Source organism: Catellatospora paridis, assembly GCF_009720365.1.
GTDB classification, from domain to species: Bacteria; Actinomycetota; Actinomycetes; order Mycobacteriales; family Micromonosporaceae; genus Catellatospora; species Catellatospora paridis.
On the sequence record NZ_WBZD01000017.1, the window covers coordinates 52,154 to 75,699 of the forward strand.

21 protein-coding genes are annotated in these 23,546 nt (G+C 72.8%); 16 read left to right on the forward strand and 5 right to left on the reverse strand.

From position 1 onward, the window contains the following. The first annotated feature begins 8 nt into the window (after positions 1 to 8). The 9 genes from F9C41_RS31200 to F9C41_RS31240 are packed head-to-tail and all read left to right on the forward strand — an operon-like array spanning position 9 to position 14,581. Positions 9 to 2,243, forward strand: a complete 2,235-nt coding sequence (locus F9C41_RS31200; protein WP_155390399.1) for a TOMM precursor leader peptide-binding protein — start codon at positions 9 to 11, stop codon at positions 2,241 to 2,243. Next, a complete protein-coding gene (locus F9C41_RS31205) occupies positions 2,240 to 4,159 on the forward strand; it encodes a TOMM precursor leader peptide-binding protein (RefSeq protein ID WP_155390400.1) in 1,920 nt (639 codons plus the stop codon). The genes F9C41_RS31200 and F9C41_RS31205 overlap by 4 nt, the downstream gene beginning before the upstream one ends. A 60-nt stretch (positions 4,160 to 4,219) precedes the next feature. Further along, positions 4,220 to 5,791 carry a nitroreductase family protein gene (locus F9C41_RS31210; RefSeq protein ID WP_230690187.1) on the forward strand — a complete coding sequence of 524 codons (1,572 nt, stop codon included), beginning with the start codon at positions 4,220 to 4,222 and terminating at the stop codon, positions 5,789 to 5,791. 23 nt (positions 5,792 to 5,814) lie between these two features. Then, entirely contained in the window at positions 5,815 to 8,628 is a 2,814-nt protein-coding gene (locus tag F9C41_RS31215; protein ID WP_230690152.1) for a lantibiotic dehydratase, read from the forward strand. Then, positions 8,625 to 9,683: a lantibiotic dehydratase C-terminal domain-containing protein gene (locus F9C41_RS31220; protein ID WP_155390402.1), complete on the forward strand. Its 1,059-nt coding sequence runs from the start codon at positions 8,625 to 8,627 to the stop codon at positions 9,681 to 9,683. Before F9C41_RS31215 ends, F9C41_RS31220 begins: the two co-directional genes overlap by 4 nt. Then, positions 9,680 to 10,891, forward strand: coding sequence for a metalloprotease (locus F9C41_RS31225; protein ID WP_155390403.1), 1,212 nt, complete (start codon positions 9,680 to 9,682; stop codon positions 10,889 to 10,891). The genes F9C41_RS31220 and F9C41_RS31225 overlap by 4 nt, the downstream gene beginning before the upstream one ends. 14 nt (positions 10,892 to 10,905) lie before the next feature. Beyond that, entirely contained in the window at positions 10,906 to 11,835 is a 930-nt protein-coding gene (locus tag F9C41_RS31230) for an ABC transporter ATP-binding protein (RefSeq protein WP_230690153.1), read from the forward strand. Further along, positions 11,832 to 12,587, forward strand: coding sequence for an ABC transporter permease (locus F9C41_RS31235; RefSeq protein WP_155390405.1), 756 nt, complete (start codon positions 11,832 to 11,834; stop codon positions 12,585 to 12,587). Before F9C41_RS31230 ends, F9C41_RS31235 begins: the two co-directional genes overlap by 4 nt. Continuing rightward, on the forward strand, positions 12,584 to 14,581 hold the full coding sequence (locus F9C41_RS31240; protein WP_155390406.1) for a TOMM precursor leader peptide-binding protein: 1,998 nt from the start codon (positions 12,584 to 12,586) through the stop codon (positions 14,579 to 14,581). Before F9C41_RS31235 ends, F9C41_RS31240 begins: the two co-directional genes overlap by 4 nt. Before the next feature lie 169 nt (positions 14,582 to 14,750). Here F9C41_RS31240 and F9C41_RS31245 read toward each other — a convergent pair whose 3' ends face one another. The 3 genes from F9C41_RS31245 to F9C41_RS31255 form a co-directional block, all read right to left on the reverse strand. Then, the gene (locus F9C41_RS31245) at positions 14,751 to 14,927 is read right to left on the reverse strand and encodes a thiazolylpeptide-type bacteriocin (protein WP_155390407.1); all 177 of its coding nucleotides are present in this window, start codon (positions 14,925 to 14,927) and stop codon (positions 14,751 to 14,753) included. Positions 14,928 to 15,236: 309 nt separating this feature from the next. Further along, entirely contained in the window at positions 15,237 to 15,413 is a 177-nt protein-coding gene (locus F9C41_RS31250; protein ID WP_120315857.1) for a thiazolylpeptide-type bacteriocin, read from the reverse strand. Between the two features lie 294 nt (positions 15,414 to 15,707). Further along, positions 15,708 to 15,884, reverse strand: a complete 177-nt coding sequence (locus F9C41_RS31255) for a thiazolylpeptide-type bacteriocin (protein ID WP_120315856.1) — start codon at positions 15,882 to 15,884, stop codon at positions 15,708 to 15,710. Positions 15,885 to 16,033: 149 nt separating this feature from the next. Here F9C41_RS31255 and F9C41_RS31260 point away from each other — a divergent pair, with 149 nt between their 5' ends. The 5 genes from F9C41_RS31260 (at position 16,034) to F9C41_RS31285 (ending at position 19,714) form a co-directional block, all read left to right on the forward strand. After that, positions 16,034 to 17,320, forward strand: coding sequence for an amidohydrolase (locus tag F9C41_RS31260; RefSeq protein WP_155390408.1), 1,287 nt, complete (start codon positions 16,034 to 16,036; stop codon positions 17,318 to 17,320). Between the two features lie 50 nt (positions 17,321 to 17,370). Further along, positions 17,371 to 17,688 (forward strand): ArsR/SmtB family transcription factor, encoded by a 318-nt coding sequence (locus F9C41_RS31265; protein WP_155390409.1) that lies wholly within the window; start codon positions 17,371 to 17,373, stop codon positions 17,686 to 17,688. Positions 17,689 to 17,738: 50 nt separating this feature from the next. Next, positions 17,739 to 17,921, forward strand: coding sequence for a hypothetical protein (locus tag F9C41_RS31270; RefSeq protein ID WP_155390410.1), 183 nt, complete (start codon positions 17,739 to 17,741; stop codon positions 17,919 to 17,921). 263 nt (positions 17,922 to 18,184) lie between these two features. Further along, a complete protein-coding gene (locus tag F9C41_RS41585; protein WP_230690154.1) occupies positions 18,185 to 19,246 on the forward strand; it encodes an N-acetylmuramoyl-L-alanine amidase in 1,062 nt (353 codons plus the stop codon). A gap of 66 nt (positions 19,247 to 19,312) precedes the next feature. Then, positions 19,313 to 19,714, forward strand: coding sequence for a TIGR03618 family F420-dependent PPOX class oxidoreductase (locus tag F9C41_RS31285; RefSeq protein ID WP_155390411.1), 402 nt, complete (start codon positions 19,313 to 19,315; stop codon positions 19,712 to 19,714). A gap of 46 nt (positions 19,715 to 19,760) precedes the next feature. Here F9C41_RS31285 and F9C41_RS31290 read toward each other — a convergent pair whose 3' ends face one another. Further along, positions 19,761 to 20,162 carry an ATP-binding protein gene (locus F9C41_RS31290; protein ID WP_155390412.1) on the reverse strand — a complete coding sequence of 134 codons (402 nt, stop codon included), beginning with the start codon at positions 20,160 to 20,162 and terminating at the stop codon, positions 19,761 to 19,763. Between the two features lie 93 nt (positions 20,163 to 20,255). Between F9C41_RS31290 and F9C41_RS31295 the strand changes: the two genes are divergently transcribed. Together F9C41_RS31295 and F9C41_RS31300 are read left to right on the forward strand one after the other, a co-directional pair. After that, entirely contained in the window at positions 20,256 to 21,266 is a 1,011-nt protein-coding gene (locus F9C41_RS31295; protein ID WP_196280039.1) for an alpha/beta hydrolase family protein, read from the forward strand. A gap of 70 nt (positions 21,267 to 21,336) precedes the next feature. Next, the gene (locus F9C41_RS31300) at positions 21,337 to 22,053 is read left to right on the forward strand and encodes a 4'-phosphopantetheinyl transferase family protein (RefSeq protein WP_155390414.1); all 717 of its coding nucleotides are present in this window, start codon (positions 21,337 to 21,339) and stop codon (positions 22,051 to 22,053) included. Here F9C41_RS31300 and F9C41_RS31305 read toward each other — a convergent pair. Next, positions 22,032 to 23,483 carry an SDR family oxidoreductase gene (locus tag F9C41_RS31305; RefSeq protein ID WP_155390415.1) on the reverse strand — a complete coding sequence of 484 codons (1,452 nt, stop codon included), beginning with the start codon at positions 23,481 to 23,483 and terminating at the stop codon, positions 22,032 to 22,034. The genes F9C41_RS31300 and F9C41_RS31305 overlap by 22 nt on opposite strands. Between the last annotated feature and the right edge of the window lie 63 nt (positions 23,484 to 23,546).

Here is a 23,546-nt window from a genome sequence, read left to right on the forward strand (position 1 = left end):
TATCCACCATGACCACCGCCTACGAACGAGTCGCCGACACCCGCCCGCGGGTCCGCCGTGACCTGCTGTTCACCCGCACACCCGACGGTGTGCTGTTCCACAACTCGCAGGGAGGCTTCCGGGTCAACGCCAAGACGGCGTACCGGCTGGCGTCGCTGCTGATGCCGCACTTCACCGGTCGCAACCGGGTCGCGGACATCTGCCAGGGGCTCGGCGACGACCAGCGGGAGATGGTCGGCGAGCTGGTGAGCGCGCTGTACGCACGGGACTTCGCGCGGGCGGCGGAGCCGACCGACGACGGAACCGGCGAGCCGATCCTGGCCGCCGCGGTCGCCGAGCGCTTCGCCGCGCAGATCGCCTACATCGACCACTACGCCGACGCCCCGGAGACCCGGTTCGACCGGTTCCGGCAGGCCCGGATCGCCGTGCTCGGCGAGTCGCCGGTCGCCCGCTGGTGCGCCTCCAGCCTGGTCCGCAACGGTGCGGCCGCCATCGGCGTGGTGCCCGGCGGCGGTGAGGCGGCCGACCTGCACGAGCAGAACCTGGCCGAGGCCGCCGAGCTCACCGCGGCCGCCGCGCCGGTGACCATCCTGCCGCTGGGCGGGGCCGGGTCCGTGTTCGACTGGGCCGACCTCGCCGACTACGACGTGGTCGTGGTGGCGGGCGGCGAGCGCGCGCCGTACCAGACGCTGCGCCTGCTGTCGGCGGGCGTGCCCGAGGGCAAGACGCTGGTGCCGACCTGGGTCTTCGGCGAGCGGGCCGTCGTCGGCCCGCTGATGACCGCCGGCTCGACCGGCTGCTGGACCTGCTCCGCGCTGCGGCTGAGCGCCAACGGCGACGCCGGTGTCGGCGCCGCGCTGTGGAGCACGGTGGCGCTGCCCGAGGCGGTGGCCGCCCCCGTGCGCCGCCCGGGCGGCCCGCTGGCCGCGATGATCGGCAACCTGCTCGGCTACGAGGTGTTCCGGATCGCCACCGGCGCGCTGCCGGCCGAGACCGCGGGCAAGGTGATCATCCAGAACCTGGCCTCGCTGGACGTGATCAGCGAGCGGCTGCTGCCGCATCCGCGCTGCCCGCACTGCGGCCCGTCGACGACGGCCGTCGACGACGTGCTCGACACCTCCTGGCGCACCACGGCCGACGTGGTGCTCGCCGCCGCGGCCGCCGCGCGCGCCGACGCCGAGGCCAACGCCGACGACGCGGCCGATGCCCTGGTCGAGGAGCTCAACGCCCGCGCGATGCTGCTGCAGCCGCACACCGGCGTGTTCGTGAAGTACACCGACGAGCAGTGGACGCAGACCCCGCTCAAGCTCAGCACCGTCGAGCTGGCCACCGTCGCCGGGCAGCGCCGCCAGGTGTCCGCCTTCGACGTGCACCACGTCGCGGGCGCGCGCCGCCGGGCACTGCACGAGGCCGCGGTGGTCTACGTGGAGCGGGCGGGACTGCTGCCCGCCGCGGACCCGGCCCTGCCGCGGTGCGACGCGGCGGCCTTCGGCACGGCCACGGGCGTGCCCGCGGTCGGCGACCCGGCCGGCCCGCAGACCACGGCGGTCTGCCTGACCACCGGCGAGGCCGTGCAGGTGCCGGTGGCGGCGGTGCAGCCGTTCGGCCCGGCCAACCAGCGGCGGGTCTTCGCCGCCACCCGGGCCGGTGCGGGCGCGGGCGCCGACCTGACCGAGGCGGTCGGGCAGGGCCTGCTGTCCGCGCTGGCGCACCGGGCGCTGACCGCGGCGATCCGCGGCGGCGAGGTGACCCGGATCGGGCTGGACACCATGGACGGTGACGCCGAGCTGACCTTCCTGGTCAAGTCGGCGCACAACCTCGGCATCCGGCTCGACCTGCTGCAGCTGCCGAGCGACGGGGCCGGGCACGCGCTGTTCGCGCGCACCCCCGCGCCCGAGGGGGCCGGCTGGGTGTGGGCGGTGGCCGCCGACACCTCCTGGCAGGCCGCGGCGCTGGCCGCGGTGCGCGACCTGCTCGGCCAGGTGCAGCTGCGCCAGCAACTGCCCGCGGATGCCGACGTCGACTGCGGCGACCCCGTGCTCGGCGACTTCGACGCCGGCACCCTGCACCCGGCCGGGTCCGCCGCCGCGACCCTCGACGCCGCCACCACCTGGACCGGGGTCCTCGACGCGCTGACCTGCCTCGGGCTGACCGCGCTGGCCGTCCCGACCACCCCCGAGGACCTGCGCACGGCCGGGATCCACACGGCCCGGGTGCTGCTCGCACGGAGGGCCGACCGATGACCACCGCGCAGGTCCTGTGGGACCGCACCTGCGCGCCGCTCGACGCCGCGCTGCGCCGCAGCGCCCAGCGCTGGGGCGGGACGCGCCGGCCGGTCGAGGTGAGCGCGCTCGGGGTACGCGACGAGCTGTCGCGTCCCGCGACCGAGGCGTCGGCGGGCGGCGTGCCCGTGCACGTGTACGGCCGCACCGCCATCGTGGGCCCGATCGGCACGGCCGGCGCCTGCGGGCGCTGCCTGGCCCGGCGGTGGCAGTCGATCCGCTCGACGGAGCTGCGGGACGCGCTGGAGCTCGGCTCGGACACCGAGGCGGTCGGGGACAACCCGTACGCGACGGCGTTCGCCGCCGACACGGTCGCCGCCCTGATCACCGAGCTGGTCCGCGCGGAGCAGACGGCGCGCGCCGACGCGGCGGCCTGCGTCTACCAGGTCGACCTGGAGACGCTGCGGGTGCGGCGCTGGCCGCTGGTGCCCGACGCCGAGTGCCCCGACTGCGCCCGGCAGCTCGACGACACCGCCGAAGGCGCGCAGATCACGCTGCGTCCCGCGCCGAAGCTGGACCAGAACTCGTTCCGGGTGCGCCGGGTCGAGGACTACGGCTTCGAACTGGAGGCCTTCGCCAACCCCGTGTGCGGGGCGCTGAGCACCAACCTGCTCTACGACATGTCCTCGGTGTCCACCTCGCCGACCATCGGCGCGTTCACCCTGCGCTCCGGGGTGTACCTGCGGGAGACGCTCTACGGCGGCCACGCCGACACGTACGCCCGCAGCGCGCGCATCGGGGTGCTGGAGGGCATGGAACGGGCCGCCGGGCTGCGTGCCCGCGCCAAACCGGCGAAGGTCGTCGCGTCGCTGCTCGAACTGGGCGACGCCGCGCTCGACCCGCGGGTGTGCGGGGTGCACTCCGACGAGTTCTACGAGAAGAACCCCTACGTCACCCGGTTCACCCCGGAGCGGGAGATCCCCTGGGTGTACGGCTGGTCGTTGCGCGACCAGCGGCCCGTGCTCGTGCCCGAGGTGCTGGTGTACTACCACGCCACCGGCATGGAGAACCGGTTCGTGCAGGAGACCTCCAACGGCTGCGCCTCCGGCGGGTCGCTGGAGGAGGCCATCTACTTCGGGCTCATGGAGCTCGTCGAGCGCGACGCGTTCCTGCTGATGTGGCACGGGCGCAGCGCGCTGCCGGAGATCGACCCCCAGTCCAGCGCCCGGCCGGCGACCCGGCACATGGTGGACCGGATGGCGATGTACGGCTACCAGGCCCGCTTCTTCGACACCCGCATCACCTTCGACATCCCGGTGGTCACCGGCGTGGCCGTACGCCGCGACGGGGGCCTGGGCACGCTGTGCTTCGGCGGCGGCGCGAGCCTCGACCCGGAGGCGGCGATGAGCGCCGCGCTGTGCGAGATCGCCACCGACTCGGTGAAGGTGCGCGGGCGCACGCTGGCCGACGAGGCCCGGCTGCGCACGCTGACCGAGGACTTCGACCTGGTCCGCGGCCTGCACGACCACCCGCTGATGTACGGCGTGCCGCAGATGCGGCGCTACGCCGAGTTCCTCATCGGACCGGAGGGGCAGCCGCACACGCCCGCACGCCCGGTCGCCGAGATCTACGGGGGCAGCCGCCCCGCCCCGCCGCTCGCCATCGACCTGCGCGAGGACCTGCAGCGCTGCGTGGAGGCGGTGGCGGACAAGGGCTTCGACGTGATCGTGGTCGACCAGACCATGCCCGAGCAGCGCGACCTCGGCCTGCACACGGTCAGCGTGCTGGTGCCCGGACTGCTGCCGATCGACTTCGGCTGGATGCGCCAGCGGGCCCCGCTGATGCCCCGGGTGCGCACCGCGCTGCGGGCGGCGGGACTGCGCGACTCCGACCTGCGTCCGCAGGACCTGAACCCGGCGCCACACCCCTTCCCCTGAGCCGACGACGACGAGAGAGGAACCACCGTGGGATACGCCCATGACTACGCCACGGCGATCATGCACCGGGGGCGGGTCGCGATGCCACCGTTCAACTTCGAGCCGAACTGGCCGGACGCGCCGCGCAAGAGCAAGTTCTACCCGGACGCGGAGAACCTCCCGCTGCCCGACGCGCCGCCCCCGGCGGAGGCCACCGTGCAGGCCGGGCTCGACGCGCTCGGCGAGCAGGCGGCCGGGTTCACCCTGCCACTGCTCGGCGGGATGCTGCGCGACTCGTACGGGCTGCTCGGCCGCCGCCTCGGCGTGCAGGCCAACACCGACATGGCGGCGCTGCCGCAGTACGCGTACGCCAACTGGCACCGGGGCACCGCCTCGGGCGGCGGGCTCTACCCGTGCTCCGTCTACTGGGTGTCCGGGTCGAGCGGCCCGATGACCCCCGGGATCTACTACTACGCCAACCCGCAGCACGCCTTCCAGCGGCTGCTCACCGGCGACGTGACCGACCGGGTCCGCCGCGCGCTGGGCGACCTGCCGCTGCCGGAGGGGACCGACCAGTTCCTCGTGATCGGCGTGAAGTACTGGCAGAACGCCTTCAAGTACAACAGCTTCTCCTACCACGCCGTCAGCATGGACGTCGGCACGGTGCTGCAGACCTGGCGGATGTGGGCGCAGGCACAGGGCCTGCGCATCGAGCCCGCGCTGTGGTTCGACGCGGCCGCGCTGGGCGACCTGGTCGGTGCGGGCGGCGACGCAGAAGGCGTCTTCGCGGTCGTGCCGCTGGCCTGGGCCGGCACCGCGGCGTCCCGGCCGGCCGGGACCGCCGACGGCGAGCTGGGCGACGACCCGGCCCCCGCGGTGCGGCTGCGCGACCGGGAACGGTCGCGGACCATGCTGCACTTCCCGACCCTGACGAAGATCCACCGGGCCACCAGCGCGCACGCCGCAGAGCGGCCGGACCCCGGGGCGCTCGCCGCCGCGGCGGCCGTGCCCGTCCCTGCGGACGGCGAGCGGATCACCCTGCCCGCCCCGCAGCCGCTGGACGCGGGGATCCGGGCCACGCTGCGCAGCCGGCGCAGCAGCTTCGGCCGGTTCGAGGCCGAGCGGGCGATGACCGCGGGGGAGCTGGGCACGCTGCTCGCGGCGACCGCGACGGCCAACCTCAACGGCGACGCGGGACCGGCCGAGGTGAACCTGACCAAGCTCTACGCCTTCGTCAACCACGTCCAGGGCGTGCCCGCGGGCAGCTACGAGTACGACCCGAGGGCGCACGCGCTGCGGCTGGTCGACCCGGTGCCGCCGGGCGACTTCCTGCAGCGCAACTACTTCCTGTCCAACTACAACCTGGAGCAGGCGGGCGCGGTGGTGGTGCCCACCATCCGCACCGCGGCCGTGCTCGACGCCGTCGGCGACCGCGGCTACAACGTGGTCAACGCGACCATCGGCGCCGTGGCGCAGATCTTCTACACCGCCTCCGCGGCCCTCGATCTGGGCTGCGGCGTCGCGCTGGGATTCGACAACATCTCGTACATCGAGCAGCTCGGCATCGAGCAGACGGGCGAGATGCCCCTGCTGATCATGCTGGTCGGGCACGAGCGTCGCCACCCTGCCGACTTCCGCTACGAGCTGGTCTGAGCGAAGGGAATGGAGGGACCGCCGTGAACACATCACCCCCGACCCGCGCTCCGCGGGGCGAGGACATCGGGCCGGCCGGGGCGACCGCCCCGGCCTGGAGCCTGGGGCCGCAGTTCATGCTCCGCAGCGCCGGCCTGCCGGTGCAGGCGGTGCACGGGCTGCGCAGCGCCGGCGCGAGCGCGTGGGCCGACGAGGTCATCGCGCTGGAGGAGCAGCTGCGCGGCCGTGCCGCGCACCTGAGCGACCTGCTGCACGAACTGATCGGGGCCAACTCCGACGACCAGTCGCGCCGCGCGCTGCTGGCGCTGCGCCGGCAGGTCTTCAAGAACGCGCTGCCCGCCGACCCGGCCGAGGCCGTGCGGCTGGTGCTGGCGCAGGACGTGTTCACGGCCGCCCAGCTGTCGGACTGGATCGACGACCGGCGGCGCGTCGACGCGAAACGGGCCCAGGGCGCGGCGCTGCTCGCCGCGGACCTGGACCGCAACCGCGCGGCGCTGCGCGAGCTGATCGTCGAGGACCGGCTGCGGCTGGGCCTGCTGCTGGCCTCCCCGGTGCTGGAAGGGCAGCTCGACGCCCTGCACCGGGAGGTCCCCGGCGGCAAGGTGGACAAGAAGCTGCGCAAGCTGGAGCGCTCGGTGCTGTCCTACCTGTACCGCACCGCCTGCAAGACCAGCCCCTTCAGTACCTTCACGGGTATCGGGCTGGGCGATTTCGCCGACACGGACGCGGCCGGCGGGGACGGGTCGCACCGCATCACCGCCGACCCGCGCTGGTCCAGCCACGTCCGGCTGAACGTGGTCGTGCTGGGCCGGCTCGCCGAGCTGATCCTGGCCGACCCGGCCCGCCGCGGCGACCTGCCGGTGACGCTCAGCCCGGGCTGGCGGCGCGAGGAGGACCGGGTCCGCTACGTACGCCGCTGGGTGACCGTCGGCGACGACAGCGCCTCGGTCAGCTTCGACTCGGTCAAGGACGGGCTGTTCTTCCTGCGCCGCAGCGGGATCCTGGACCGGATCATCGAGCTGTTCGCCGACGGGGCGCGGCTGCGCTGCCGCGACATCGTGGACTGGCTGGCCCGCCAGCCGGGCACCCTGCCGCACGAGTGCGAGCAGTACCTGTCCACACTGCTGCGCCTGGGCATGCTCCAGGTGCAGGGCCTGGAGACCGATGTGCACACCGCCGACCCGGTGCGCGCCTTCCAGGCGTCGCTGCGTGCGGTCGGCGCGTCCTGGGCGTTCGAGGTGGCGGGGTGGCTGGACACGCCGCTTGCCTGCCTCGACGCGTACCCGGCGGGTGACGTCGGGCAGCGGCGGCGGCTGCTGGCGCAGCTGCGGGAGAGCCTGCAGGCGATCCAGCACCGGCTCGGCGACGAGTCGGCGACCCTGCCGCAGGCGCTGGTCTACGAGGACGTACGGGCCGGCGAGCAGCCGGTCCGTGCCGCCGGCGCGGCCTGGCGGGAGCTGTTCGGGCCGGCGATCTCCGGGATCGAGCGCATCCTGCCCGCGTTCGACATGACGCTGGCGCACCGGATCACCTTCAAGGGCTTCTTCCTGGCCCGCTTCGGCCGCGGCGGGCGCTGCGACGACATGCTCGGCCTGGTCGAGGACTTCCACGAGGACCTGTACGACCAGTACGTGTCCTACACCGCCGACCGGCGGCCGTTCGGCGACGACCACGAGTACGTGCCGGAGGAGAACTGGCTGGCGCTGCCCGGGATCGCCGCGCTCGACGCGGCCCGGCGGCAGTTCGCCGGCCGGATGCGCAAGCTGTGGGAGGACGCGGCCGGGCGCGACGAGATCGTCATCGACGACGACTTCATCGCCCACGTCGCGGAGGAGCTGGCCCCGGTCGCGGGGGGCTTCGTGCCGCAGGGCCACTTCATGCAACTGGTGGACCGGCCCGATGACCCGCTGCTGGTGCTCAACCAGTCCTTCGGCGGGCTGTCTTTCCCGTTCAGCCGGTTCACGCACTGCTTCGACGGCTCCGCCCAGGACGGCGCGGCGGGTCCGCTGTCGGCCGGGCTGCGCCGCCACGCGGCCGCCATCCAGCCGGCGGGGGCGGTGTTCGCCGAGGTCACCGGTGGCAGTGCGTCCACCAACCTCAACCTGCACGGGCAGCTCACCGACTACGTGATCGTCTGCCCGGGTGAGTCGAGCACCGTGCCGGAGGCCGACCAGCTGCCGCTGGACGACCTCTACCTGGAGCACGACGCGGACGCCGACCGGGTGGTGCTGCGCTCGCGGCGGCTGGACCGCGAGGTGATCCCGGTGTACCTCGGCTACCTGATGCCGATGGCGCTGCCGGAGATCTCTCGCGCCCTGCTGCTGCTGTCGCCGGCCTCGATGGCCCGGCTCGACGTGTGGGGCGGCGTCGCGCCGGCCGTGCCGGACCGGGGCGTGTCCCGCCGGCCGCGGGTGCGCCACGGCCGCCTCGTGGTGAGCCGCCGCAGCTGGTCGGTGCTGGTCGCCGACCTGCCGCTGCGCAACCCCGCGGGCACGGACGCCGACTGGTTCCTCGACTGGAACCGCTGGCGGGCCGAGCACGGGGTGCCGCGCCGGGTGTTCGCCACCCTGTACGGCAACGGCGGCCGCGCCGTCGGCGGGGCCAAGCCGCAGTACCTCGACTTCGACAGCTTCCTGTCGCTGACCGCGTTCGAGGCGCTCGTGAAGAGCCCCGAGGCCCGGGTCGTGCTGCGGGAGATGCTGCCGGCCGAGGACGAGCTGCACGTCGGCTCGGCGCGCGGCGACCACGTCGCCGAGTTCGCGATCGAGACCCTGCACCACGCGGCGTCGCCGGCGCCGCTTGCCGCGCACACGGACCCCAGGGGTGCATCGTCATGACCCAGACCATTCCGGCGCCCTCGGGCGTCGACACCGGCGAGTGGCTCGCCATCCACGTCTTCTACGCCGCCAACCCGCAGCCGCTGCTGACCCACTGCGTGGGCCCGCTGGTGAAGGAGCTGACCGAGGACGGCCTGCTGGCCGGGTACTTCTTCATCAACTACTGGCTGGAGGGCACGCACATCCGGCTGCGGCTCAAGCCGGCCCGGCCGGAGCTCACCGACGAGGTCAAGGCCCGCGCCGAGGCGGAGATCAACGCCTTCCTGCGGCGGCGGCCCGCGCTGTACGAGATGGGCACCGGCTTCCTCGGCGAGCTCTACAACAAGCTGTTCGAGCTGGAGTTCCCCGACGGCCGCCCGGCGCACCTGATCGGCGACGACGGCCAGATGCGCATGCAGCCGAACAACTCCTTCGCCTACCGCGACTACGAGCCCGAGTACGGCAAGTACGGCGGCCCGGCCGGCATCGCCCTGGCGGAGTGGCACTTCCAGCACTCCAGCGACACGGTGCTGCACGCGATCCGCACCATGAACCTGCACCTGCGGCCCGTGCTGTTCGGCGTCGCCGCGCAGCTGATGCTGGTGATGACGGCCTGCTTCCTGCCCGACCGGCGCAAGCTGGTCGACTTCCTGGACAGCTACCACACGTTCTGGCACAGCGCGTTCGCCGGCACGAACTTCATCGGCACCAACGAGTACGCCCGCATGTACGACGACATGGCCGGCGACCTGTCGGCCCGCTTCGTGGAAGTCCTGGACGTGCTGGAGCGCCGCGAGCTGGACCGCTTGCCGGAGTTCCTGCGCGCCTGGGCGGTGCACTGCTTCGAGCTGGCCGACCGGGCCCGCGAGCTGTCCGTGCGCGGCGAACTGGTGCTGCGCTCGTGGGACGGCTCCGGCGACCGGGCGGTCACCGACCCGGAGCGGGCGCTGCCGCTGGTGCTGTCGCCGTACCTGCACATGACCAACAACCGCTTCCACGTCACCATCCGCGACGAGGCGTACCTGTCCTACCTGCTGGGCCGGTCGCTGCGGGAACGGCTGGAGGCGGCGCCGTGAGCACCCGCACCCTCACCGACGCCCGCCCGCGGCTGCGCGGCGACCTGCTGCTGAGCGCGCCGCTGCAGCGCGGGCCGGGAACCGTCTACCTGGTCAAGGACCCGTGCAGCGGGCGCGCGTTCGAGATCGCCCAGCGTGAGCATTTCCTGATCACCAGGCTCGACGGGGCGCGCTCGCTGGCGCAGATCGGCGCGGAGTACGCGGCGGCCTTCGGCCGCAGGCTGGGCGACGGCCACTGGGAGCAGCTGCTGTGGCTGCTGCACGGGCGGCAGCTGCTGGCCGGCGGCCCGGTGGCCGTGGCGGACCCGGAGCAGGTCGGCCGGATCCACCGGTTCCGCCTGGTCCGCGACGCCGCGGCGGTGGTGGACCGGGTCCACGGGTGGGTGCGCCTCGCCATCCGCGGCCCGGTCGTGCTGGCCGTAGCGCTGGCCTGCGCGGCCATGCTGGCCGTGCTCGGCCTGCACGTGGGCGAGCTGGTCGACGGGTTCCTCGGCCTCGGCGGGCAGCCGGGGGCGATCGTCGCGGTGTTCGCGCTGGTCTGGGTGAGCGCTGCGCTGCACGAACTGGCGCACGGCGTGTCGGCGCGACACTTCGGCTGCACGGTCAGCGGTATCAGCATGCTGACGCTATCGTGCACTGTGGACAACCTCCTGTACCTCCAATCACGACGGAGGCAGGCCGCTATCGCGGCGTCGGGAGCCCTGGTCAACGCGGCCTACCTGCTGCCGTTCGCGGCGGCCTGGCTGCTGCTGCCGGAGCAGTCCGCGGTGCGGGCGCCGTTGGCGGGCTTCCTGCTCGTCGGCGCGGTGCAGTCGCTGGTGAACCTGATCCCGCTCGCGCCGCTGGACGGCTACCGCATGCTCAGCTACGCGCTGCGGGTGACGAACCTGTCCGGGGAGAGCCGCCGCTTCCTGCAGCTGTCGCTGTGGCGGCTGTTCGGGCGCGGACCGGGTGTCGCAGGCTACCCGTATCGTGCGAAGGTCACCTATGTCTCGTACGGGCTGTGGTCCGCCGCCGTCATCCTACTGGTCGGTACGGGATTGACGTTGATCTGCTACTCCCCGTTGGCAGATCATTTCGGTACATCGGCCGCCGTCATCCCCGGACTGATCGTCGTACTGACGCTCGCCGGCTGGTTGGCGCGTCCATCACGCATCCAGGCTCCACAAGCGACCGCAAGTGTCAGAGGAGAGGCAAAGGACCGATGAGTGAGGTTGAGGAATTGAGCGTCGTAGACGCGGTCGACGCGGGCAGCACACCCGCGATCGTGATTGACGGGGTGTCCAAGAGCTACGGCGACGTGCACGCGGTGCAGGGCGTGTCCCTGTCCATCGGGCAGGGCGAGTTCTTCGGCATCCTCGGCCCCAACGGCGCGGGCAAGACCACCCTGATCGAGATCGTGGAGGGTCTGCGCGATCCGGACGCCGGCCGTGTGTCGATCTTTGGGTTGTCGCCGCATCCGCGCAACCCGGCACTGCTGCCCCGGATGGGGGTGCAGACGCAGAAGTCGGCGTTCTTCACCCGGCTCACCGCGCGCGAGCACCTGGAGACGGTGGCCGCGCTGTACGGCAAGGACGCCGCGGCGGCGCAGCGCGCGCTGACCGTGGTCGGCCTGGACGGCTCGGCGAACGTACGCGTCACCGACGTGTCCGGCGGGCAGCGGCAGCGGCTGGCGATCGCCTCCGCGCTGGTGCACGACCCGGAGGTCATCTTCCTGGACGAGCCCACCGCGGCGCTCGACCCGCAGGCCCGTCGCGACCTGTGGAAGCTGCTGCGTGAGCTCAAGGCGGCCGGCAAGACCATCGTCTACACCACGCACCACCTGGACGAGGCCGAAGCCCTCTGCGACCGCGTCGCGATCGTGGTCGCCGGCAAGGTCGTCTCGCTGGGCAGCCCGCACCAGCTGGTGAACGCCGCCGGCCTGCCGACCCGCCTGCTGGTGGCGGTCGACCGGATCACCGTCGAGCAGGCCCGCGCCATCCACGGCGTGGACTCGGTCACCGTGGAGGGCGGCTCCGTCGTCATCTCCAGCCGCAACGCCGCCAAGGTGCTGGCGGCCGTCGCCGAGGTCGCCGGCCTCGACGGCGTGCAGACCCGCACCGCGACCCTGGAAGACGTCTACCTCGAACTGACCGGAACGGAGCAGCAGTGAGCGCCTACGCAGCACTGACCAGGGCGAGCTTCAAGGCCTCGGTCCGAGACACCGCCACCGTCTTCTTCACCTTCGCCTTCCCGCTGCTGTTCCTGATCACCTTCGGCCTGATCTTCCAGGGCCGCGAGGTGGACGACACCGGCTACCAGTACATCGACTACATCGCCCCCGGCGTGCTGTCCTGGGGCGTGGCCAACGCCGCGCTGTTCGGCGTCGCGTTCAGCCTGATGAGCTGGCGCAACGACGACCTGCTGCGGCTGATCCGGCTCACCCCGGCCAGCATCTGGTCGGTGCTCAACTCGCGCGCCGTCGTCTCACTGCTGGTGTCCGTGGTGCAGTCGGTGCTGTTCATCGGCGTCGCGCTGCTGCCGTTCTTCGGGCTGAAGCTGCACGCCAACTGGCTGCTGTCGCTGCCGGTGCTGGTGATGGCGGTGTCGGCGTTCCTCGCCCTCGGCGTCATCGTCGGCAACTTCTCCAACACGCCCGAGGCGGTCGCCGCCATCGCCAACTGCATCATCGTGCCGATGGCCTTCATCTCCGGCTCGTTCTTCCCGCTCGACATGATGCCGGGCTGGATCGAGGCGGTGTCGCGGGCGCTGCCGCTGCGCTACGTCAACGACGGCATGTCCTTCGCCCTCAACGGGCGCGGCGACCTGACCGACTACCTGGTCGCGCTCGGCGCGCTCGGTGTGTACACGCTGGTCTTCGGTGCCATCGCGCTCCGGACGTTCCGCTGGAGCAACAAGTCATGACCCCCGTGGCCCCCACGGGAGCCGGAGCGGCGGCGCGCGTCAGCGCGCCGCTCGCCCCGGCGGCGCTCGCCCTCCAGGCGGCGCTGACCGAACGCCATGACCGCGCCGGTTACCCGTGGGTGCCCGGCGCCGTGCCCCCGCGTGTGGTGGCACTGGGCGACGCCGACGTGCTCGGCGCGCCCGACCCGCGGCGGGCCGCCGCGAACGTCACGCTGACCTCGGGCGCGGTGCTCGTCGGACCCTGGTCCGGCCCGGGCGCCGCGCCCGCGGTCCCCGCCTGCGGGCACTGCCTCGGCGTGCGCTGGCAGCGGCTGCGGTTTCGCACCGAGCGCGACGCGCTCGAGATCGGCACCGAGATGACCCCCGCCGGCAGCTGGCCGCTGCTGTCGGCGTACGTGGTCGACGCGACCTGGAGCCTCTACGAGGCCACCGTGCTCGGCCGGGCGGAGACGCCGCTGACCCTGGCGCACACCACCGGGGACGGCGACGCCGACGCGGCGCTGCCCCGGGTGTGCGCGCTCGACCTGCGCACGCTGCAGGTGCGCACGGTGCCGATCCTGGCCGACCCGCTCTGCCCCAGCTGCGCGGTGTCCGGGGCCGACAGCCCGGTCGACGGCCCGCTGGCGCTGACCCCGCACGGCAAGCGCACCCCCGACAGCTACCGGCTGCGCTCGGCCGACAGCTACCCGTTGCCGGTGCAGGCACTGGCCAACCCCGTGTGCGGGGCGCTGGGGGCGGGCACCTTCATCAACGTCACGTCGCCGACCACCGCCCCGGTGACCGGCAGCGTGTTCATCCGCGGGTACGCCGGGCTGCTCGACGTGAGCTGGAGCGGGCAGGCCAACTCGTTCGCCACCAGCCGCAGCCTGGCCTTCCTGGAAGGGCTGGAACGGTACGCCGGCTCGCACCGCCGCCGGGCGGAGCGGCTCATCGTCGACTCCTACGCCAACGTCGCCGACCATGCGCTGAACCCGGAGGACTGCGGGCTCTACGACCCGGACGTCTACCGGACCGACCCGCTGGCCGCGCCGTACTCACCCGACGCGGCTATCCCCTGGATCTGGGGCTACTCGCTGCGCGACGAGCGGCCGATCCTGGTGCCGCGCCGGTTCTGCCACTTCAGCTCCGGGGCGCCCGGCGACAACTTCGTCTTCTCCTCCTCCAACGGCTCCGCGACCGGCAGCTGCCTGGAAGAGGCCGTGCTGTTCGGCCTGCTGGAACTCATCGAGCGCGACTCGTTCCTGCTCGGCTGGTACGGCAACGCCGACCTGCCCCGCATCGACCTGGACTCGTGCGACAACGAGGTGGTCCGGGCCATGGTGGACCGGGCGGCGCTGCAGGGATACGACATCCTCGCCTTCGACAACCGCATCGACCTCGCGGTTCCCGTGGTCACCAGCCTCGCGGTGCGCCGCGACGGTGGTCCGGGCACGCTGTCCTTCGCCGCCGCGGCGGGCTTCGACCCGCAGGCGGCGCTGGAGGGCGCGCTGTCGGAGGCGCTGACCTACATCCCGCAACAGCCGCGCTCGGTGCGCCGACGCGAGCCCGAGCTGCGGGCGATGATGCAGGACTTCCGGCTCGTCCGCCAGCTCACCGACCATGCCGGGCTGTTCGGCCTGCCGGAGATGCGCCACCACGCGGACTCCTACCTGCGGGTCACCGAGCAGCGCCCCATGTCCGACCTGTACGCGGCCTGGAACGCCCGGCGCGGCGCGTCCCGGCACCTGCTCGACGACCTGCGGCTGTGCCAGCAGGAGCTGGTCGAGGCGGGCTCGGACGTGATCGTGGTCGACCAGACCACGCCGGAGCAGTCCCGGATGGGGCTGCGTTCGGTGTGCACCATCGTGCCGGAGCTGCTGCCGATCGACTTCGGCTGGGCCCGCCAGCGGGCCCTGCGGATGCCTCGGCTGCGCACCGCGTTCCGCCGGGCCGGCCTGCGCGACACCGACCTCACCGACGGGGAGCTTCGGGTGGTGCCGCATCCGTTCCCCTGACCCTGTCCACGGCCCCGTCCGGCGCTCCGCCGGGCGGGGCCTCTGCCATTCCCGGCCCCGGCCCACCCCGGGGCCGCCGGCATGTCCACCGGTGACCTTGCCCGGAAACGCTTTTGAGGCAGCCGCTCCCGGTGGGGGCGGACTGCCTCAATGGGCCTTGCGGGTTGGCTCAGGCGCTGCAGCTCGTGGTGGAGGTGGTGGCACTCGTGGTCGACGTGGTGGACGAGCACGAGCACGAGGCGAGGATCGACTCGGCGGCGTCGGCGTAGTCCGAGATCGCGAACGTCTCGGTCTCCAGCGCCAGGATCTCGTCGGTCAGCTTCACCATCGTGGTGGTCTCCTGCATGACAACTCCCCTTGTCTCGGTGACCCCGGCCGGCCTGTCCGGCCCCGGTCTCTGTTGCCTCTTCATTCCATCGGAGGCCGCTCACCGATCGACATGTCTGACCCTGTCAGGGCACTGTCCGCGGGTGACAGCGTTTTGACAGCACGAAGGGGCACCGTGCTCGCTCGACGGGGACGAGCGACGACGGCGCCGCAGACCGCCGCGCCGGCTGTCGTGCCGGCCTGGCGGGAGTCGGACCTGCGGCGGTCGCCCCGGGGGAGCGGGGCGACCGCCGCACAGGTGGTGCAGGGCCCGTGCGGGCCGCGGGGATCAGGCGCTGCAGCTCGTGGTGGAGGTGGTGCTGGAGGTGGTCGACGTGGTCGCGGACGACGAGCACGACGCGAGGATGGCCTCGGCGGCGTCGGCGTAGTCCGAGATCGCGAAGGTCTCCGACTCGAGCGCGAGGATCTCGTTGGCGAGGTTCGCGAGCTCGTTCTTGTTCTGCATGATCTGCTCCCTGGTGTCCGCACCGGCCGGCTTTTCCGGCCGGTCGCGCTTACAGATCTATTCAACAAGCCCTCTCTCACCGATCGACAGGCCTTTCGCTGTCACTGCGCTAACCGTTCGCGACAGCGCTCCGATAGCGATCGGACATCCATTGGACAGGACGATCCGATAGTGGCCGGCGCGCCGACGAATGCGGCTTCGAATGACAGGCCCCGGAAACGGTTTGAGGCGGTCGCCCCCCGGGTGGGGGGCGACCGCCTCATGGGGTCGCCGTGCCGGCCGAAGCCGGGTTCGTCAGGCGCTGCAGCTCGTGGTGGAGGTGGTGCTGGAGGTGGTCGACGTGGTCGCGGACGACGAGCAGGAAGCCAGGATGGCCTCGGCGGCGTCGGCGTAGTCGGAGATCGCGAAGGTCTCCGACTCGAGCGCGAGGATCTCGTTGGCGAGGTTCGCGAGCTCGTTCTTGTGCTGCATGATCTGCTCCCTTTGTTGTGCTGGCCGGCCGTTCCGGCCCGCTTTTCTCTTGCTTCTCTATTTCACCCGGCCGCACTCACCGATCGGCCGGTGTCCCGCTGTCACGTCGCTTTCGAGTGGTGACAGCAAAGCGAAAGGAGCGATGAACGATGTCCGCTGAGGAAACGGTCCTGTCCGGAGTGGAGCAGGCGGCCGCGGCCGCCGGTGAGCTCTACCGGGACCTGCACGCCCATCCCGAGCTGTCGGGGGCCGAGCACCGCACCGCCGCCGTGCTGGCCGAGCGGCTGCGCGACGCCGGGTTCGCGGTGACCGAGGGGGTGGGCGGCACCGGGGTGGTCGGCGTGCTGTGCAACGGACCCGGGCCGACCGTGCTGCTGCGGGCCGAATTGGACGCGCTGCCGGTGGCCGAGCAGACCGGCCTGCCGTACGCGAGCCGGGCGGCTGCCGGCGACGGCACGCCCGTGATGCACGCCTGCGGGCACGACCTGCACGTGGCGGCGGTGGCCGGGGCGGCCGCGCTGCTCGGGTCAGGCCGGGCCCACTGGACGGGCACCGTGCTGGCCGTGGGGCAGCCCGCCGAGGAGACCCTCACCGGGGCCCGGGCCATGCTCGACGACGGGCTCTACGAGCGTTTCGGGCGGCCGGACGTCGTGCTGGCGCAGCACGCGGCGCCGCTGCCGGCGGGCATGGTGGCGCACGGCGGCGGCCCGATGACCGCCGGCAGCGCCACCTTCGAGGTGGTGGTGCACGGGCGCGGCGGCCATGCGGGCAGTCCGCACCGGGCCGTCGACCCGGTGGTGACCGCCGCGGCGATCGTGCTGCGGCTGCAGACGGTCGTGTCGCGGGAGGTCGGCCCGGCCGAGCAGGTCGTGCTGACGGTGGGCACGCTGCACGCGGGCACCCAGGCCAACGTGGTGCCGGACCGGGCGACGCTGGGCCTGACCGTGCGCTCGGTGTCGCCCGACGCGCTGGCCCGGGTGAGCGAGGCGGTGCGCCGGGTGGTGACGGCCGAGTGCGCGGCGTCGGCCTGCCCGTCCGATCCGGAGATCACGCTGGTGTCGAGCTCGCCGGTGAACCTCAACGATCCGGCGGCGATGGCCCGCACCCGGGCCGCGCACGAGCAGTGCCTGGGCGGGCAGCGGGTGGCGTGGTTCCCGCCGTCGCTGGCGACCGAGGACTTCCCGCACTTCACCGAGTCCGGCGCGGCGGGCGTCTACTGGATGCTCGGCACGGTCGGACCCCGGCAGTGGGCGGCTGCCCCGGGCGCCACGGCGGCGGAGAAGCTGCAGTCGCTGCCCGCCAACCACTCGCCGCTGTACGCCCCCGATGTGGACCTGGCCCTGCCGACCGGGATCCGAGCCCTGGTCAGCGCGGCGCTGGCGCATCTGGACGGTGCCTCACCCGATGGTGAGAGATCTTCTTCCGTGGATGCTTGACACGACGACTTGCACCTGCCAACATCTATTGGCATGTGCAAGGGGCAAACGTGAGATCCGCGGAACTGACGGGTGACGAGCTCGCCAGGCTGCTCGCCACCCTGGCGAGTCCGCACCGGTTGCGAGTGGTGGCCGCGCTGGCCGGCGGTCGCGACTACGTGAGCCGGCTGGCCCGGCAACTGGAGATCAGCCGCCCGCTGCTGCAGGTCCACCTGCAGAAGCTGGAGGCAGCCAGGCTCGTCCGCTCGGCGATCGAGGTGTCGGAGGACGGCAAGGCGATGAAGTTCTACGAACTTGAGGACTTCAGCGTGTTGCTGTCCCCCGAAACGATCGCCGGCGCCGTCCGCACCCTCAGCCCGACCGACTGACCCACCCGCCCTCCGGCCCGCAGGCGGCCGGAACACCCAAGGAGTCTCCCGTGAACTACATGATCATCGGCCTCGTCTTCGTGGTCAGCCAGGCCGTCGTGGCGATCGTCTACATCACCATGAACCGGCGCAACGTGATCGCCAAGCAGCAGCAGGACCAGCTCGGCACGCAGCTCGCCGAGATCAAGAACCGGATGGACTCGATCGAGCGGGTGCTCAAGACCGTCGACTGACCCTCCCGCGTCCGGCCCGCAGACCCGCCGCCGGTGACGACACGTTGCGCTGCTCCCCAGCGGTGTCGTCACCGGGGGTGCCGGGCTCGCTGACCCGCTGCCGGTGACGACACGTTGCGCTGCTCCCCAGCGGTGTCGTCACCGGCAGTGACGTAGGTAAGAAAACTACAGAGACTCAACGAGTTCCGTAGACATCTTTCTTTGATCTATCGAACGTCGTTATAGTCGCGCCGAGCCGACCCCCACCACCCTGAGAGGTGCTCATGCTCGGTAACCCCTCCGTGCGCCGCCGCACCCTGCTGGCCGCCGCGGCCGGCATCGCGGCAGCCCCGTTCGCGGCGCGCCCCGCCTTCGCCGCCAACCCGAAGGTCTACCTCGATCCCGGACACGGCGGCACCGACCCCGGCGCGGTCGCCAACGGGCTGCAGGAGAAGGCGCTCACCCTGGACATCGCCCTGCAGATCCGCAACATCCTGCAGGCCAACTACGCTGTGGACGTGCGGATGTCGCGCACCACCGACGCGACGGTCAGCCTCGCCCAGCGCACCAACGACGCCAACGCGTGGGGCGCCACGATCTTCGTCAGCGTCCACATCAACTCCGGCGGCGGCACCGGTTTCGAGAGCTACCGCTACCTGACCTCCGACGCGGCCACCGTCAACCTGCACAACGCCCTGCATTCCCGGGCGCTGTCGAGCATGCGCACCGTCGGCTCGGTCACCGACCGCGGCCTGAAGACGGCGAACTTCCACGTGCTGCGCGAGTCGAACATGCCCGCGGTGCTCACCGAGAACCTGTTCATCGACACCCTCGCCGACGCGAACCTGCTCAAGCGGGCCGACTTCCTCACCGCCGACGCGGTGGGACACGCCAACGGCATCGCGGCCCACCTGGGCCTGACCGCGCCGCCGCCCACGTTCAGCACCATCGTGGACAACACCACCGCGGGCCGGTTCACGGCCAGCGCCAACTGGGGCACCTCGACGTTCTCCGGCCAGCGGTACGGTGCCGACTACCGCTTCGCCAACCCGGTGCTGGCCAGCGACGCGGCCTGGTTCAAGGTGAACATCCCGGCCACCGCCAACTACCGGGTCGACGTCTGGCACGCCGCAGACCCCGGCTACAGCGCCTCCGCGCCCCACGTCGTGGTGACCTCGGGCGGCAATCAGACCGTCAACCTCGACCAGCGCACCGGCGGCGGCGCGTGGCGCTCGCTGGGCACCTTCAACCTCGCCGCGGGCGACTACAACGCCGTCGGCATCAGCCGCTGGACCAGCGCGGCCGGCTACGTCATCGCCGACGCGGTGCGGGTCACCCGCGTGTAGGCGTGCCCGAAGCTCCGTCCATGCTGTTGGATCGGTGTGGACGGAGCTTCGGCAGGGGGAGTGCGCATGGCCGGCGGCAGGCGGGACCTCTCCAGCGCGGGCCTGCTGTTCCTCGCGGAGCGGCGGCTGGCGACGCTGACCACCCTGCGGCCCGACGGCAGCCCGCACGTCACCCCGGTCGGCTTCACCTACGACCCGGTGACCGGCCTGGCCCGGGTCATCTGCGACGGGGCCAGCCGCAAGGCCGCCCACGCGCGCCGCAACCCGGCCGTGGCGCTGTGCCAGTTCGAAGGCCGCTTCTGGCTGACCCTGCAGGGCGAGGCGACCGTCACCGACGACCCGGCCGCCGTCGCCGACGCGGTCGCCCGGTACGCCACCCGCTACCGCGAGCCCCGGGTCAACCCGAACCGGGTCGCGCTCGTGATCACGGTGACCCGCCTGCTGGGGGACTCCGCGCTGCTGGCCTGAGCGTGCTCCGGCCGCCTGGCGCGCAAGCGGCCGTCGCGCGCCCCGGTCAGCTCAGGCGGCACTCCAGCCAGACGACCTTCCCGGTGCGTCCGGGCACCACGCCCCACCGGGCCGACAGGCCGTCGACGAGGCCCAGGCCGAGTCCGCCGTCGACATCCGCCGGACGCGGCGACGGCGGCCGCGGGCTGCGGTCGGTCACCTCGATGCGCAGCCCGTCACCGGTGCGGGCCAGCCGGATCGCGACCGCCCCGCCGCCGTGCAGTACGGCGTTGCTCACCAGCTCGCAGGCGAGGATGAGCGCGTCCCCCGCCGGGTCGCGCAGGTTCCACGCGCCGAGCTGCGTGCTGACGAACTGCCGGGCGAGGACGTTGCTGGCCCGACCGCCCGGCAGCCGGATCGATGCGGCCGTCACGGGCATCCCGCCTTCGCCGCGCCTGCCTGCGTTCATGATCCACCTCCTGGTCTCGGCAGGGATTCGGGGCCGGACGGCATCCGGATGGGCGGCCATCGACGGGAGGCTCACGCCGGTAGAGTCGGCGGCGTGCTGGACCGTCGCGCCCCCCTCCGCCTGCTCGCCCTCTGCCTGGTGCTGAGCGTCGCCGCGTGCTCCTCGCCGGCCCCCGAATCACCCGTGTTCGCCCAGCCGAGCGGCTCCGCCGCGGCCTTGGGCGCAGCCTCTGCCGCGCCGTCTGCCGCGCCGTCGGCGAGCGCGAGCGGGCGCCCGTCCGCGTCGCCGGTGGTGCGCGCCGCGCCGAAGAGCGCGCTGGCGGTGGGGGTGCGCACGCTGAAGTTCACCCGCGGCGACCGCGCCCTGCCGACCACCGTCTGGTATCCGGCCACCGGCAAGGCGGGTGGATCGCCGCGCAAGGACGCCGCTGCCGCCGCCGGCCGGTTCCCGGTGGTGCTGTTCAGCCACGGCCTGCACGGGCTGCCCACGAACTACCAGCAGCTCACCACCCGGCTGGCCGCCGCGGGCTTCGTCGTGGCCGCCCCGGCCTACCCGTTCACCAACCGCGACGCCAACCCGTTCAAGCCCGCCGACATGGAGAACCAGCCCGCCGACGGGTCCGCGGTGCTGACAGCGCTGCTGAAGCTGGACGGCAAGTCCGGCGACCTGCTCGCCGGGCACCTAGACGGGGGGCACCTCGGCGTGGCGGGTCACTCCGCCGGCGGGTTCACCTCGGCGGGCATGCTGGCCAACACTCGCGACACCCGCGTCGACGCGGCGATCGTGATCTCGGGCGGCTCGATGGGGACGTTCCGCGGCACCCGTACCCCCGTGCTGTTCGTGCACGGTGACGCCGACGCCGTGGTGAGCTACCAGACCGGGCGGAACGCGTACAGCGCGACGTCCTGGCCGCGGGCCTTCCTGACGCTGCTGGGCGGCGACCACGGCGCGTTCCTCGGGCCCGGCGCGAAGGGTTTCGACCAGACCATCAAGACCATGACCGACTTCCTGCGCTGGACGCTCTGGGGCGACGCCGCGGCCAAGGCGCGGCTGTCGGCCGACGGCACCCGCGCGGGTGTGGCGAAGTTCGAGGCGAAGCTGTGAGCGAGCGCAGCGAGCGAACCGGCGGGTTCGGGAAGGCTCGTGCCGGCGACGAGCGCAGCGAGGAGCGGGCATGACCATCCTGCGCCCCGGACAATGCCAGGTGTACTGGGCCGATCCGGCCGACGAGCAGCCCTGGCACCAGCGGCTGCTGAGCGAGGGCGAGCGGGCGCGGCGCGAGTCGCTGCGCAGGCCGGAGGACCGCGCCCGGCAGACCGTGGCCGCGGCGCTGCTGCGCCTGCTGGCCGGGCGGCACCTGGGCGAGAAACCCGCGGACGTACGTGTGGAGCGCGCCTGCACCGACTGCGCGATCCCGCACGGCCGCCCGACCGTGCTCGGCGGGCCGGACGTCTCGGTGTCGCACTCGGGTGACCGGATCGCGGTCGTGTTGAGCCTGGCCGGACCGGTCGGCGTCGACGTCGAGCAGGCCCAGCCGCAGCGCGACATCCTCGGCGTGGCCCGGCTGGCGCTGTGCGAGGCCGAGCTGGCCGCCTCCGCGCCGCTGGACCGGGACGGCTTCTACACGTACTGGACGCGCAAGGAGTCGGTGCTCAAGGCCACCGGCGACGGCCTGCGGGTGGCCATGACCAAAATCGAGGTTTCGGCCCCGGTGCAGGCCCCACGCCTGCACCGCTTCGACGGGCGGCCCGACGTGGTCGAGGCGGCCCGTATGTTCACCCTCGCGGCGGGCGCGGGCTACCAGGCGGCGCTGACCGTGCTCGGCACGCCGTCGGCGGTCACCGAGCACGACGCGTCAGAGCTGCTGCGTCACCAGGCCGAGGGCTTGTAGTCCTTCAGGAAGCAGCCGTAGAGGTCCTCGCCGAGTTCGCCGCGCACGATGGGGTCGTACACCCGGGCCGCGCCGTCGACCAGGTCCAGCGGGGCGTGGAAACCCGCGTCCGCGAGGCGGATCTTGGTCGGGTGCGGGCGCTCGTCGGTGATCCAGCCGGTGTCCACCGCGGTCATCAGGATGCCGTCGTCGAGCATCTCCCCGGCGCTGGTGCGGGTCAGCATGTTCAGGGCGGCCTTGGCCATGTTGGTGTGCGGGTGGCCCGGCCCCTTGTACTTGCGGCTGAACTGCCCCTCCATCGCCGACACGTTCACCACGTACTTGCGGCGGGCGGTCGACGCGGCCATCGCCGCGCGCAGCCGGGCGACCAGCACGAACGGGGCGGTGACGTTGCACAGCTGCACTTCGAGCAGCTCGATCGGGTCGACCTCCTGCACCACCTGCACCCAGCTGTTGCTGGGGTCGAGGTCGGGCACCAGGCCGCCGGCGTCGATCGCGGAGCCGTCGGCGATGCGGGCCAGGCTCGCCCCGCCCGTGGTCAGCGCCAGCGAGGTGACCAGCTCCGGGCTCAGCTGCTGGTGCGGCATGGCCTGGATGGCCGCGGCGGCCGGGCTCGACCCGGTGTAGTGGCCGAAGCTGATCAGCTCGGGCAGCGGCCCGTCCGGCAGCGGGGCCGACTCGGCGGCCAGCAGCTGCGCGTACGCCTGCGGCGACCGGCGTACCGTCTGCGCCGCGTTGTTGATCAGGATGTCCAGCGGGCCCTGCGCCGCGACGGAGTCGGCCAGCGCGACGACCTGGGCCGGGTCGCGCAGGTCGATGCCGACGACACGCAGCCGGTGCAGCCACTCGGCGCTGTCCGGCATCGCCTGGAAGCGGCGCACCGCGTCGGCCGGGAACCGGGTGGTGATCGTGGTGTGCGCGCCGTCGCGCAGCAGCCGCAGCGCGATGTACATCCCGATCTTGGCGCGGCCGCCGGTGAGCAGCGCCCGGCGGCCGGTCAGGTCGGTGCGGGCGTCGCGGCGGGCGTGGTTCAGCTCCGCGCACGGCGGGCACAGCTGGTGGTAGAACGCGTCGACCTGCGTGTACCGGTCCTTGCAGGTGTAGCAGGCACGCGCCTGGCGCAGGTGCCCGGCGATGTCGCCCTTGGTGGGCGAGGTCAGGCCGAACACGCCCGCGGTCTCGTCGTCGATGCGGCCCGGCGCGCCCGTGGCGGTCGCCGCGGTCACCGCCTCGTCCGCGGCGAGGATCTCCTCGCGCTTGTCCCGGCGGCGCTGCAGCTTGACGCTCTTGAACAGCCGCCCGACGGCCCGGCGCACCGCGACGGCGTCGGGGTGCTCGGTCGGCAGGTTCTCGACCTGGGCCAGCACGCTCAGGCACACCTCAAGGTGCGCAGCGTCGATCCCGGTGCGCTCCTGCTCGCTGATCGTCATCCCAGTCGCCCGTTCCCGTGCTCGCCTGCTACCTCGCCCGGAAACTGTACGCAAGCACACGGG

Excerpts from the sequence above, each read along its gene's own strand:
- F9C41_RS31220 (WP_155390402.1), top strand. The coding sequence starts at position 8,625 with ATGACCCAGACCATTCCGGCGCCCTCGGGCGTCGACACCGGCGAGTGG.
- F9C41_RS31245 (WP_155390407.1), bottom strand. The coding sequence starts at position 14,927 with ATGCAGGAGACCACCACGATGGTGAAGCTGACCGACGAGATCCTGGCG.
- F9C41_RS31260 (WP_155390408.1), top strand. The coding sequence starts at position 16,034 with ATGTCCGCTGAGGAAACGGTCCTGTCCGGAGTGGAGCAGGCGGCCGCG.
- F9C41_RS31210 (WP_230690187.1), top strand. The coding sequence starts at position 4,220 with ATGCACCGGGGGCGGGTCGCGATGCCACCGTTCAACTTCGAGCCGAAC.
- F9C41_RS31200 (WP_155390399.1), top strand. The coding sequence starts at position 9 with ATGACCACCGCCTACGAACGAGTCGCCGACACCCGCCCGCGGGTCCGC.
- F9C41_RS31290 (WP_155390412.1), bottom strand. The coding sequence starts at position 20,162 with ATGAACGCAGGCAGGCGCGGCGAAGGCGGGATGCCCGTGACGGCCGCA.
- F9C41_RS31250 (WP_120315857.1), bottom strand. The coding sequence starts at position 15,413 with ATGCAGAACAAGAACGAGCTCGCGAACCTCGCCAACGAGATCCTCGCG.
- F9C41_RS31240 (WP_155390406.1), top strand. The coding sequence starts at position 12,584 with ATGACCCCCGTGGCCCCCACGGGAGCCGGAGCGGCGGCGCGCGTCAGC.
- F9C41_RS31285 (WP_155390411.1), top strand. The coding sequence starts at position 19,313 with ATGGCCGGCGGCAGGCGGGACCTCTCCAGCGCGGGCCTGCTGTTCCTC.
- F9C41_RS31205 (WP_155390400.1), top strand. The coding sequence starts at position 2,240 with ATGACCACCGCGCAGGTCCTGTGGGACCGCACCTGCGCGCCGCTCGAC.
- F9C41_RS31255 (WP_120315856.1), bottom strand. The coding sequence starts at position 15,884 with ATGCAGCACAAGAACGAGCTCGCGAACCTCGCCAACGAGATCCTCGCG.
- F9C41_RS31300 (WP_155390414.1), top strand. The coding sequence starts at position 21,337 with ATGACCATCCTGCGCCCCGGACAATGCCAGGTGTACTGGGCCGATCCG.
- F9C41_RS41585 (WP_230690154.1), top strand. The coding sequence starts at position 18,185 with ATGCTCGGTAACCCCTCCGTGCGCCGCCGCACCCTGCTGGCCGCCGCG.
- F9C41_RS31305 (WP_155390415.1), bottom strand. The coding sequence starts at position 23,483 with ATGACGATCAGCGAGCAGGAGCGCACCGGGATCGACGCTGCGCACCTT.